We start from the raw sequence: 13,148 nt of genomic DNA, 5'->3' as shown, positions 1-13,148 counted from the left end.
AAAAATGAAAATAAGATCATTACTGGCGAATTGCTACTTGTATTTTTTATCGGCAATCGCCTTTTTTCTGCAATGGGTGAAACCCGAAGGCAAAGTGACCCTCCTGATCTCATTCCAAGCAAACGCAAAAGCGATTCTGGAGGAATATGAACAAGGACAATACTCATATAAACTTAATATCCTGTATACCCAACAGGCCTCGTCTATTGCCGAGAGCTTCCCTAATGTAGATGCGTATTTATTACAAGAAAAAAACCCTTTCCATCTCATTAAAGCTGTATACCTAATGTTTAACAGTAAAGTAGTTATAACAGATAATTACTTTCTATTAACAAGTGTGTTAAATAAGCGGAAGCAAACAAAATGCATTCAGGTATGGCACGCAAATGGCTCACTCAAAAAATTTGGTTTGGAAGACATTACAAATCTGCAACGGACAAAAGCTGATATTAAAAGATTCAAAAAAGTATATAATTCGTATGATTATTTAACTGTTGGATCTGAAGAAATGGCAGATATCTTTAAGAAATCTTTCGGTGTAAAAGATCATCAAATTTTAAAAATAGGTATGCCTTTAACAGATCCTTATTACAAAGAAAACAAGAAGAATAATTCGGCTACTCTAAACAAACAAAGAAAGAAGATAATCCTATATGCACCGACGTTTAGGGACTATGATATGCAATCAATTCAATTGCCCTTTACAGAAAAACAATTAATTCATCAGCTAAAAGAAGAATATGTTTTATTTGTTAAGTTGCATCCCGCCATTCAAAACAATATAACTATTAAATATTCTAGTGATTATATTAAAGATGTTTCTAATTATGCCTTGTTTGATCTGCTCATGGCTGCAGACATATTAATTACTGACTATTCTTCCATTCCATTTGAATTTTCGATTTTAAATAAACCCATTCTTTTTTATACTTATGATTTAAAACTTTATCAAGAGAAGCGGGGATTGGTTGATCATTATCTTTCCATAATACCTGGAAAGGCCTGCTGCGACAGGGAAACATTAATAAATGAAATACAAACACCATTTAATTATTCCAAAATAAAAAATTTTTCCGATAGATGGAATAAGTATTCTAAAGGAAACTCAAGTGGAAACTTATTGCTGTTCGTCGAAAATTTAATGAGCTAAATCCTGACACTTGTTCAACACAGAACAAGTGTTCTTTTTTCTCTTGACTAGCGAACGTATGTTTGGTTTAATGTATTTAGTTGCTTATGGCAGCAAATAATTATAGAGGTGGTAAATTCATGAGAAAAAAAGAACTGTTTGATTTCACCAACATCACACCAAAATTATTTACTGAACTTCGTGTAGCAGACAAAACCGTACTTCAATCATTCAATTTTGATGAGAAAAACCACCAAATTTATACAACCCAAGTCGCAAGCGGATTAGGAAAAGACAATACCCAAAGCTATCGCATAACTCGTCTATCTCTTGAAGGATTACAATTAGACAGCATGCTGTTGAAACATGGAGGTCATGGTACAAATATAGGAATTGAAAACCGTAATGGCACCATTTATATTTGGTCACTATACGATAAACCAAACGAAACAGATAAAAGTGAATTAGTTTGTTTTCCATATAAAGCAGGCGCGACTTTAGATGAAAATTCTAAAGAACTTCAGCGATTCTCGAATATGCCTTTCGATCATAGGGTTACACCTGCTCTTGATATGAAGAATAGACAGTTGGCAATTAGACAATACGATACAAAAAATAATAATAATAAACAGTGGGTGACAATCTTTAATCTGGACGATGCAATAGCAAATAAAAACAATCCTCTTTATACTATTAACATTCCTGACGAACTTCATTATTTACAAGGTTTCTTTTTAGATGACGGTTATTTATATTGGTATACAGGAGATACAAACAGCAAGAGCTATCCGAATCTCATAACTGTATTTGATTCCGATAATAAAATAGTGCTGCAAAAAGAAATTACTGTTGGCAAAGACTTGTCCACTAGATATGAGAATAACTTCCGTGAACCGGAAGGGATCTGTATGTACACCAATCCTGAAACCGGGGCAAAATCATTAATGGTAGGAATTACAAGTGGAAAAGAAGGAAATCGTATAAGCAGAATTTATGCGTATCATTCTTATGAAAACTTTATGAATCATGTGCCTATGCTTCGGTCCCCTTTATTAAAAACGGTGGGGCACAAAGATACACCTCCTGAAAGATTTCAACCATTTATTCAAACCTTCATTTTAGAATATAATGCTCAAAACAAAAAATGGATGGTTCCGACTTCAGGTTATTTACCATCTTACACATCAAATTTAGTCCGAAATATTACTATCAATGCAGATGGAAACTTGCAAGTCACATTAAATGAACGCTATATTAGTTTACTGCATCAATCGATAGAAGGAGATTTCCGATTAAAACAAAAGGATATCCGAATGGGGTCCTGGTACTTTGCCGGCGGAGAAAAATCAAATGTACTTGAAATAGGTTTTATGAAAGGGAGCACAAAAATTAGACCTGATGATGCAGCCATCTCAAATGCTTCAAGAATGAGTACTTTTATGATTGTTGCGGACAAGATTGAGGTGTGATGAACAAATAGGCTGTAGCTATTAAATAGCTACAGCCTATTTGCAACTTTCTTAGTTTTTATTGATATTCCGGAACATCAAAGTAAAGTGTGTAACCGTCCAGCAATGAGTACAGACTGTACATGCGGTTTACTTGTTTGTACGCCCAGCCGATGTCTGTTGCGTATTGGTGTGTCGCTGTAGCTGACCATCTCATTTTGTACAGTGTGTCCTGATTGTAGGCTGTGTTGTGAATATACGATGAGCCTATGAATTTGGCTCCGCCGATAATGGCCGCTTCTGGTGTGAACCAGCCTTGCTCGTACGCGTATTTAGCGCCGTAGTAATTTGGGTTGCTGTCGTAGGCGCCAATTCCGTACATGTTATATACGGTTTTTCCGTTATAGGTTAAGCCATTGGCTAAATCAGATGTTCCATTGCCTGTTTCAAGGAGAGCATGTGAGATTAAGTACAGCTCGTTGATGCCGTATTTATTGGCGGCATCGATAAATGCTTTTGCTTTCCCTGTCAGGATGCCTTTACCCGCAAGCACTTTCTGATTGACTTCAGTAGCGTTTAGTCCGGCCGTCTGTGACAGCTTGAGAAATTGGAAGTAGTACTTGCTGTCTCTGGAAAAGTTATTCGGGTCCACGTATTGAACCACTTCATCACTGCTTGCGTTTCGCCAGCCTAAATTAATTTTGGCCCAGCCGTTTGCCTGGCCGATGATTTTTACCTTATCGCCTTTTTTAAATTGGCCGATCACGTTCGTCGGGCTGACTTCCGGCGTTGACCGGATATTTAGTGCATCAGCCATAACGGTTGATGTTGCTGTATTAATGTACGTGAGCGATACGTAAGCCGCCCCGTCTGTTTGCGGACTTACTGTCATTTGTTTTTGGACCATATCACGAACCGAGAGATTGTAATTTGTTTTCATGATTTGCGGGCCGTTTTTGACTTTCACGATAGATGATGCCCATCCGTATAATTGTTTTAGCTTCGATGATGCCGCAGCAGCTGTATCATTGCCTGTGAACTGTTCGTTTACGCTGATTTTATAAAGCGTATTGCTTTTCGTTGTGTAGCTAGGAGTTAAACCTTGCGATTTAAGATAGGTTAACCCATTGTTCAATGCAGTTTTGCTGCTGAGCTGGGCTGTCACGATTTTGTATTGTGTATATCCCGTTTCAATGGTTTTTGCCGTAGTGCCGGCGATATTGTTTTGTTTAAAAAATGCTAAAACGCGGTCAATGTCTTCTTGGCTGATGATGGCTTCAGTTGTGATTCGATAGCTGCTTGCTGCCGACTGGCCGGTTTTCTGGCTTGCTGCTGATATATGATTCGACTTGAAAAACGTGAGTGCCTGATTGACTTTCGTTTGATCAAGCAGAGATTCAGTTGTGATCTTGAATGTGTCAGCTATTTGTTTTTTGACTGATTTCGCAGAAGCACTCAGCTGATTTTTCTTTAATAAGTTCAATCCCTTTGTGACTTTTGATTGGTCTGATGTTTCTTCTGAGATGAGCTGATATTGATTTTCTGCTGTAGTTCCAGCTGTTGTTTTTGTGGCTTTTACTTTTTTCTGAGCAAAGAAGGCTGCTGCTTTGTTTGCTTGCTGCTCGCCTAACATCTTTGCTGTCGTGATTTGGTAAGCCGCAGACGTTGTTGTTTTTTTGACGCTGGATGACGTATAATGCCATTTTTTCTTTTTAAAGAAAGTATCTACTTTTTGGAGCTGCTGTTTTGTTATCCCTTTCATATTCACGGTATATGATGTGCTTTTTCCAACCTGTTGGTAACTGCCGGATAAGCCGGTGTTTTTCTTGATCTGGCTGATGGCGTCCTTTACTGTATTCAGGCCTTTGAAATAAGCTGATTGGACATTGTATGACTCAATGGTTGTTTTTTGATTGATTGACTTGTAGCTGCCTGTGATGCCAGTGCTCTGTTTCAGCTGCTGCAATAGAGTTTTGGCATTCGCTTCACCTGAAATGGCGGCAGTTGTAAACGTATAATAGGCTTGTCCTTTCACCGTTTCCTTTAATGATGCCTGCAGCCCCGATTCCTTTTGAAAGGCGCTTTTGATCTGCGCTGCTCTGCTGTCTCCGACGATTGTGCCTGACTGGATGGTTGTAACAGACACCGAGTGTGTGATGGGCTGATACGAGCTTTTAATCCCCGTTTGCTTAGCCAGGCTCTGGATAAGCGCCTTGACTTTTGTCTCATCAGCAATGTCTGATGTCATGACATTCATATAGGGCTGAGGTGCTCCGTACGCTTTTACAGCGCCAGCTACTCCCGTCTCCTGCTTCAGCTTTGCCAGGATTGTGTTGGCCTGTTTTTCTCCGGAAATGGCACCTGACGAGATGGTGACATATGGCTGTTTGCTTCCGACAGGACTTGACGTTCCGGTAATCGATGTCTGTTTGGTGAGTCCGCTCAGTATTGCTTTCGCTTCTGAGTCGCTATGAATGCCTGAGGCGGAAATTTGGTAGGTCGTTGTTGTGCCTGAAGCCTGATAGGATGCATCCCAGCCAGTATCTTTTTCCAGTTTGGCGACAGCTTGTGAGGCTTGGCTTTCTGTACTGAACGTATTCGACGGCTCTACCTTATATATGGAGTAGTCGGTATACGCGGCGGCCTGGGCGGAACCAGACATGGCAAAAAAGGCAAGGGACGCGGCGGATAGAAGCATAGGTGCGATTAATCTCTTTTTCATTCCTTCTCCTCTTTCTTCTTCTATGAGTATATAAAACTAGTTTATTTATCGGCACGCGCATGCTTCATTTATAGGTGAATCACTTCCATTTTCTAATAAAAAAAACTTAATCTCGAAGTGAGATTAAGTTTAAATATGAGATACGATAAGCGTACAAGTTCCTTTCATCGTAAAATCGGGCATTTGAGCCGGCAAAATAAAGTGATCGCCTTTTTTGAGCGGACATGTTTCGCCCTCATACATCAGCAAACCGCTTCCTTCTGTCACGCTGCAAATCAGAAAGGATTCATCCTGAGCCATTTCAGCTTCGCCATTGATGTCCCATTTATATACCGAAAAATATTCCCCTTGAACAAACGTTTTAATGGTTATTCCTTTTCTTGATTCGGTCGATTCATCTATATACCCATCCACATGGGGAACTGTGGCGGCATTGACCGCTTTGGCAAAATGAAGCTCTCTCGGATTCCCGTTGCTATCAAGACGGTCATAATCGTACACCCGGTATGTGGCATCTGAATTTTGCTGAGTCTCTAAAACTAGTGCCCCCTTGCACAATGCGTGCAGCGTTCCACTTGGCACATAATAAAAATCACCCGGTTTAATTTTGATCCTTCGCAGCAGGCCCTCCCAGTCACCACTGTTGATCATTGTGACAAGTTCGGTTTTTGAGCGGGCCGTATGACCGTAAATGATTTCCGCGTTTTCCTTACAGTCGATAATGTACCAGCATTCCGTCTTGCCGAGTTCTCCCTCTTCGTATTCTCCGGCATAGTAATCATCAGGGTGAACTTTAATTGACGTATCTTCCTTCACATCCAGCAGCTTTGTCAGAAGCGGAAACCGGTCCCCCTCTACGCCGCCGAATAGTTCACGGTGCTCTTCCCAAAGCTCGATCAATGTCTTTCCTTTATACGGGCCATTCGCAACAGTGCTCGGTCCTTTTGGATGAGCGGAAATGGCCCAGCATTCCCCCGTTGATTCTGAAGGAATACCGTATCCAAATCTATCTCGTAAAGCGGTTCCGCCCCAGATTTTTTCTTTACACACAGGCGTTAGAAAAATTGGTGATTGCGTCATGATCCGTACCCCTCCCCTGTAAATAACTGATCATCATTTTCCCGGTGCGCCCCTCTTACAAACGCCCGTATAAGCTGCTTTTTTCAGATGACAACATATGTACAAAGCATCATCTTTTCATGACCCCTTCAAAGAAAACGCTTCCTTTCTATTATATCACGTTGAAAAGAAGCTTTGTTTCAGCCTTTTCCTCGAGAAGAATAATTCTCCTTTTTTGATACAAATTAATAAAAACCGTCAATCTGTTTATGAAGGAGAGAAACTATGCAAATCGACTCTGATCTCCAGAACAATTTAGACACACTGAAAAAAACATTGGGACAAAACGACGATATGATGTTTTATACATTTGCTTTCGGAGATAGCAGACGGAAGGCGTGTTTACTGTATATTGACGGTCTGACAGAGAATAAAATGCTGGCGCAATATGTCATTTCTCCTTTACAAAAAGAGGCTTTAGCCCATAAGGAATGCTCGATTGAAGACTTATCTGCCTTTTTTTTCGGCTTTCATCATAGCGTTGTTTCAACAATGAAAGAAATAGAGCAGCTCGTTTTTACAGGGCAAGCCATTTTGCTAGCTGATGGCTATCGCGGAGGATTAGCTTTTGACACAAAGTCAGTTCAAACACGCAGTCTTGAAGAACCTTCATCCGAAGTTGTGGAACGCGGTCCTAAAGTAGGGTTTATTGAAAACCTGCGGACAAACACGGCGCTTTTGCGGGAAAGGACGAGTGACCCTAACCTTATCATCAAGGAAATGACTCTCGGAAAAAGGACGAAAAAGAAAGTCGCTGTCGCTTATATTCAAGATATCGCCCCAGATTATGTCATCAAGGAAGTGTTTAAAAGGCTGAAATCAGTCAATATAGATGATTTGCCAGAATCGGGGACGCTTGAACAGCTGATTGAAGATGAACCATTTTCAATTTTCCCTACGATTTTAAGCACAGAACGGCCAGATCGTGTAGAGGCTGCACTGTTAGAAGGACGAGTGTCCATATTAGTGGATGGTACGCCGTTTGCTTTGATTGTGCCGGCTACGGTTGACGAATTTATTCATTCTCCCGATGATTACAGTCAGCGCTGGCTTCCAATGTCAGTTGTACGCCTTCTTCGTTATTCCAGCGTTCTGATCACCATTTATTTGCCCGGCCTGTATATTTCTCTCGTTTCTTTTCACACCGGGCTATTGCCGACTAGAATGGCCATTTCCATTGCAGGCAGCAGGCTTAACGTACCATTCCCGCCTTTTGTAGAGGCCTTTATCATGATCTTTACGATCGAATTGATTCGAGAAGCCGGATTAAGGCTTCCTAAACCGATTGGACAGACGATTGGCCTTATCGGCGGCGTTGTCATTGGGCAGGCAGCTGTTCAGGCGCAAATCGTCAGTGCGCTTATGGTCATTGTCGTTTCTGTCACTGCACTGGCATCCTTTACCGTCCCTTCATACGCTTATAACTTTCCGCTGCGGCTGATACGCATAGCTGCAATGATCAGCGCAGCAGTACTTGGCATGTATGGCGTCATTATGGTCTTTCTGTTTGTAATCGGTCACTTAATGCGCCTGAAAAGCTTTGGCGAGGATTACATTATCCCGATCATGGCGCAGCCTGGACAGGATTTGAAAGACACGGTCATCCGTATTCCCACGATGTTTTTAAAAAGAAGACCGACACGAAACGATCCCGAAGATAACATCAGACAAAGGTGATGGCTATGAGGAAATCAGAGCATAAACTGACATTTATGCAGACGCTCATTATGATCAGCAGCACATTGATCGGTGCCGGGGTGCTAACCCTTCCCCGCTCAGCCGCCGAAACCGATAGCCCGAGCGGATGGCTTATGATACTGCTGCAGGGCGTTATTTTTATTATCATCGTTCTGCTTTTTTTGCCTTTTCTTCAAAAAAACAGCGAAAAAACCCTTTTTAAGCTCAACAACATTGTGGCTGGAAAATTCATCGGCCTTCTATTGAATTTGTATATCTGTCTTTATTTCATTGGGGTTGTCGGCTTTCAAGCACGGATTTTAGGGGAGGTTGTCGGTTTCTTTTTGTTGAAAAATACGCCAATGGCAGTTGTGGTGTTTCTATTTCTTGCAGTTGCCATCTATCATGTGGGCGGAGGCGTTTATCCAATTGCAAAGGTATACGCTTATATTTTTCCCATTACCCTTATTATTTTTATGATGCTTCTGATGTTCAGCTTTCGCTTGTTCCAGCTTGATTTTATCCGGCCGGTTTTTGAAGGAGGCTATCAAAGCTTTTTCTCTTTATTCCCAAAAACACTATTATATTTCTCAGGATTTGAAATCATTTTTTACCTGGTCCCTTTTATGAGAGATCCGAAGCAAGTGAAAAAGGCTGTTGCTCTGGGCATCGCGATTTCCACAGTGTTCTACAGTATTACTTTGCTCATTGTGATTGGCTGTATGACTGTGGCTGAGGCAAAAACGGTGACATGGCCAACCATTTCCCTTATTCACGCATTAGAGGTTCCGGGTATTTTTATTGAACGATTTGATTTGTTCTTACAGCTGACTTGGACAGCCCAGCAATTTGCCTGTATGCTCGGATCCTTCAAAGGCGCCCATATCGGGTTAACGGAAATCTTTCATCTGAAAAATAAAAACAATGCATGGCTGCTGACTGCAATGCTGGCTGCGACGTTTTTCATAACGATGTATCCCAAGGACTTGAATGACGTGTTTTATTACGGGACACTTCTTGGATATGCTTTCTTAATTGTGATTACAATTCCATTCTTCGTCTGGTTTTTAAGCTGGATACAGAAAAAATTAGGGAGGGGTCAGCTGCAATGAAAACAGCAACAAAGCTCGCAGTCATGTTTTTTATGCTGCTGGTCCTCTGCGGGTGCTGGGATGTCAAAAATATCGAGAAACTATCCTTTGCCAGAGGGCTGGCAATCGATGAGACAGATGATCACCAGTACAAACTGACGTATCAAAACCTGCTTCCCCAAAGCGAAGATAGCCAATCATCCGGAAAACCCGAATTCGTTAATGTGACGTCCCACGGGAAGACGATCCTGGAAGCAGTCAGTGATGTAGCCATCAAGGACCCTCCTGTTTACAGCGATCATTTAAAAGTGATTCTTCTGGGAGAAAAACTGATGAGGAATCAAAATGTTGACCAAGTCTTCAACCACTTTATCCGGGATGATGAGCTGCGGCGAAGCAGCTATTTGATGGCAGCCAGAGGGAAGGCGGCTGATATCTTTACAAAAGGAAAAACCAATCAGCAGCAGCCAATGCCCTCAGAAAAACTGATTGATTTGACAACTCACAGCGGATATAACGGTAAGATTATGATACCGCTGCGCATCGGAAGAGCTTCTGTCTACTCTCAGAACGGGTACAGTTATCTTATTCAAGCCGTGAAAAACGAAAAGGGAAAAGCCAAGTATGACGGAGCAGGCATTATCAAAAGAGGCAGCAATAAACTCGTTGGATTTCTTTCAGCTGATGAAACCCAGACACTGACATGGGTCATGGGGACGATCCAAGGCGGTGTCATGCCGACGACAGATAAAGGACATCCGATTACGTTTGAAATCAAAAAGTCGAAAACGAAAATTAAGCCGGTCATTGAAAACGGAAAGCCTGTCTTTCAGATTACTGTTAAAACGAAGGGCATCCTGACAGAAGACCAAAATCCGAATGAAAACTCCTTCAGCAAAAGTTATTTGCACAGGCTGGAAAACATTTTTGAGAAAAAGCTTGAACGAGATGTAAAGCAGGTGATGGAAAAACTGCAGCACGAGTATAAAACCGATCCAGTCTTTTTCTCAGACCATATAAGGATTCAATATCCTGACTACTGGAATAAAGTAAAAGGGCATTGGGATGAGATATTTACTGAGACTGATTTTAGGTACAATATTTCTTTTAAAATCATTAATTTTGGCTCGGTGGGAAAGTGAGCAATCAAAAAGGTGCGCATGATCGCGCACCTTTTTTATGTTCCGACAGTTTGCTGTTTTCCGGCCTGTCCTCCTTGTCCGTTTTTGTCCCGTAAATCCTGCTCAATTTCTTCAAGGCTTTTTCCCTTTGTCTCTGTCACTTTAAATCGGACAAATAAGAAGGCCATGATACCGATTGCGGCATAAATCAGGAATAAATAACTGATTCCGATCGCTTCCATTAACATTGGATAGGTTAGTGAAACAATGAGTGTCCCAACGTGCAGCATTAAGGTCGAAACACCCGTCCCGATTCCTCTGACGTGAAGCGGGAACAATTCAGGAAGCATCACCCAGACAACCGGCCCCCAGCTGACCGCAAAGACAACGATAAACACACCTAAACAAATGACGGTCGTCCATGAGGCAGCCGGAGTGTCACCGAAAAAGAGATTTACTAAAGCGAGAACGATCAAGCTGATCACCATCCCCGCATTCCCGAATAGCAATAACGGCTTTCTTCCGATCTTGTCGATGACTTTAATCGCTACTAATGTCATGAGAACATTGACTGTGCCGATTCCGACCGTTCCTAAAATTGAAGCGGAGTTTCCGAATCCGACGTTTGTAAAGGTTTTTGGCGCATAGTAGATGATCGTATTCGTTCCGATAAATTGCTGCAAAAATGCCAATCCCAAACCGGCAATCAGGGCTGGGCGCACCCATGGATCGAACAGCTCCTTCAGGCCGCCTTCATCCTGCTTTTCCGCTTCTTTTATATCATGTATTTCCTGATCAATATCTGTTGTGCCACGCAACTTTTCAAGAATTTTCTTCGCTTTGTTTTCTTCGCCATTCGTGAACAGCCACCGCGGGCTCTCCGGCATAAATAAAATGCCAATGAGCAGGAGCAGTGACGGCACAGCAGCCAATCCAAGCATCCAGCGCCACGCTTCAGCATCGGCAAATATGTAATTGACAATATAAGAAAGAAGGATGCCGACCGTGATCATCAGCTGATTCAGTGATGACAGCGCCCCGCGCTTATGCTTTGGCGCCAGTTCAGATAAATAAAGCGGCACGATTGTTGTCGATGTTCCGACTGCAAGTCCCAAAATGATGCGAAACAGCACCATGACTCCTGTATTTGGGGCCAGTGCCACACCAAGACCGCCTATACAAAACAACAGCGCAGCCGCCATAATTGCTTTTTTTCTTCCGAAACGGTCAGTCAGCTTGCCGGCCGCTCCCGAGCCTAGTATCGCCCCAACCAGTAAGGAGCTGACAACAAGACCTTCTGTAAACGCATTCAATCCTAACTCCTTTTTCATAAATAAAATAGCTCCGGAAATCACTCCGGTATCATAGCCATATAACGCGCCTCCAAGAGCTCCGAAAAAATAAAGCCATATATTTGACTGCTTTTTCATAAAAATGACTCCCTTTCTCCATCAGCTGCAATGACATTGTCTGTGGGATTTTTTTAGAAATCTTTTAGCCTCTTTTTCCGGTCATTAAACCTTTTTATTTTGTTGATCATGAGTTTTCCAATCATTTACTTGTATTTTTTTCAATGTCACCGAAACATTTTACCTGTTGCAGCGTCCAATATAAGGTGATTCAGCACATCATCGTTATCAATTTTCAAAAACAAGAAATTATAAATATAGGAATATTTATCGGAAAATGTCTTTCGAGGAGTTGCCCCATGGCAAAATGAATGGTACGCTTCAAATATTAAAGAAACGTGAGGTATTGATATATGGAAGAACGATCACAGCGCAGAAAGAAAAAGAGAAAACTGAGAAAATGGGTGAAAGTCGTTGTCGGTTTAATGGCTTTCTTAGTCATTGCGGCAGGCTCTGTCGGCGCCTATGCTTTTGTAAAGCTGAACAATGCTTCTAAAGAAGCGCACGTCAGCCTAGCACGCGGAGAACAATCAGTAAAACGGATTAAAGAATTTGATCCTGGAAAGGATTCTTTTTCTGTATTGCTCTTAGGGATTGATGCCAGAGAGAAAAACGGCGAGACCGTCGATCAGGCAAGAAGTGACGCGAATGTGCTGGTTACATTTAATCGGAAAGAAAAAACAGCTAAAATGCTGAGCATTCCTCGTGATGCCTATGTAAACATCCCAGGCCACGGGTATGATAAATTCACACATGCTCACGCCTACGGCGGCGTTGATCTGACTGTGAAAACAGTTGAAGAGATGCTGGATATTCCCGTGGATTATGTCGTAGAAAGCAATTTCACGGCTTTTGAAGACGTCGTAAACGAGTTAAATGGCGTCAAAGTAACAGTAAAAAGCGATAAGGTCATTCAGCAAATCAAAAAAGATACAAAAGGTAAAGTCGTTCTTCAAAAAGGAACACATACGCTTGATGGGGAAGAAGCGCTCGCTTACGTAAGAACACGTAAAGCGGACAGTGACCTTTTACGCGGGCAAAGGCAAATGGAAGTGCTGAGCGCTATTATAGATAAATCAAAATCATTGAGCTCAATACCAGCTTATGATGATATTGTCGATACGATGGGGCAAAATTTGAAAATGAACTTATCTCTTAAAGATGCTATCGGCCTGTTCCCGTTCATCACTTCATTGAAATCAGTTGAGTCTATTCAGCTGACGGGTTATGATTACGAACCTGCCGGCGTTTATTATTTCAAATTGGATCAGCAAAAGCTGCAGGAAGTTAAAAAAGAGCTGCAAAATGATTTAGGTGTATAATGAACGGGATGGCGATTACGCCATCCCGTTTTACATATTTCCTTGTTGAAAATTTTCAAAGTAACGTTTAGCCTTGGTTTATATGGATTATGTTTCGCAGACAAGCTGAA

The 13,148-nt window shown here is 41.7% G+C and carries 9 protein-coding genes; 6 read left to right on the top strand and 3 right to left on the bottom strand.

Translation table 11 applies throughout. The annotated features are described in order from the left end of the window. Positions 1-4 precede the first annotated feature (4 nt). Both BFW96_RS02960 and BFW96_RS02955 read left to right on the top strand, forming a co-directional pair. A complete protein-coding gene (locus tag BFW96_RS02960) occupies positions 5-1,150 on the top strand; it encodes a CDP-glycerol glycerophosphotransferase family protein (RefSeq protein WP_069838592.1) in 1,146 nt (381 codons plus the stop codon). Between the two features lie 119 nt (positions 1,151-1,269). Next, positions 1,270-2,598: a phage baseplate protein gene (locus BFW96_RS02955; RefSeq protein ID WP_069838591.1), complete on the top strand. Its 1,329-nt coding sequence runs from the start codon at positions 1,270-1,272 to the stop codon at positions 2,596-2,598. A 58-nt stretch (positions 2,599-2,656) separates the two neighbouring features. Here BFW96_RS02955 and lytD read toward each other — a convergent pair whose 3' ends face one another. Next, positions 2,657-5,299 (bottom strand): beta-N-acetylglucosaminidase LytD, encoded by a 2,643-nt coding sequence (gene lytD / locus BFW96_RS02950; RefSeq protein ID WP_069838590.1) that lies wholly within the window; start codon positions 5,297-5,299, stop codon positions 2,657-2,659. Positions 5,300-5,428: 129 nt separating this feature from the next. After that, positions 5,429-6,379, bottom strand: a complete 951-nt coding sequence (gene manA / locus BFW96_RS02945) for a mannose-6-phosphate isomerase, class I (protein ID WP_040081630.1) — start codon at positions 6,377-6,379, stop codon at positions 5,429-5,431. A 264-nt stretch (positions 6,380-6,643) separates the two neighbouring features. Between manA and gerBA the strand changes: the two genes are divergently transcribed. Genes gerBA through BFW96_RS02925 form a run of 3 tightly spaced genes read left to right on the top strand, consistent with a single transcriptional unit; the run spans position 6,644 to position 10,328 of the window. Next, on the top strand, positions 6,644-8,095 hold the full coding sequence (gene gerBA / locus BFW96_RS02935) for a spore germination protein GerBA (RefSeq protein WP_069838589.1): 1,452 nt from the start codon (positions 6,644-6,646) through the stop codon (positions 8,093-8,095). Between the two features lie 5 nt (positions 8,096-8,100). Next, positions 8,101-9,207, top strand: coding sequence for a spore germination protein GerBB (gene gerBB / locus BFW96_RS02930; protein ID WP_069838588.1), 1,107 nt, complete (start codon positions 8,101-8,103; stop codon positions 9,205-9,207). Then, positions 9,204-10,328, top strand: a complete 1,125-nt coding sequence (locus tag BFW96_RS02925) for a spore germination protein GerBC (RefSeq protein WP_069838587.1) — start codon at positions 9,204-9,206, stop codon at positions 10,326-10,328. The genes gerBB and BFW96_RS02925 overlap by 4 nt, the downstream gene beginning before the upstream one ends. A 35-nt stretch (positions 10,329-10,363) precedes the next feature. Here BFW96_RS02925 and BFW96_RS02920 read toward each other — a convergent pair whose 3' ends face one another. Further along, a complete protein-coding gene (locus BFW96_RS02920; protein WP_040081624.1) occupies positions 10,364-11,737 on the bottom strand; it encodes a sugar porter family MFS transporter in 1,374 nt (457 codons plus the stop codon). A 332-nt stretch (positions 11,738-12,069) separates the two neighbouring features. Between BFW96_RS02920 and tagT the strand changes: the two genes are divergently transcribed. Then, positions 12,070-13,038 (top strand): polyisoprenyl-teichoic acid--peptidoglycan teichoic acid transferase TagT, encoded by a 969-nt coding sequence (gene tagT, locus BFW96_RS02915; protein WP_014665604.1) that lies wholly within the window; start codon positions 12,070-12,072, stop codon positions 13,036-13,038. The last annotated feature ends 110 nt before the right edge of the window (positions 13,039-13,148 follow it).

The sequence above is a fragment of the Bacillus sp. F56 genome, assembly GCF_001748205.1.
GTDB lineage: Bacteria > Bacillota > Bacilli > Bacillales > Bacillaceae > Bacillus > Bacillus stercoris.
This window is presented reverse-complemented; position numbering and strand designations above follow the sequence as displayed.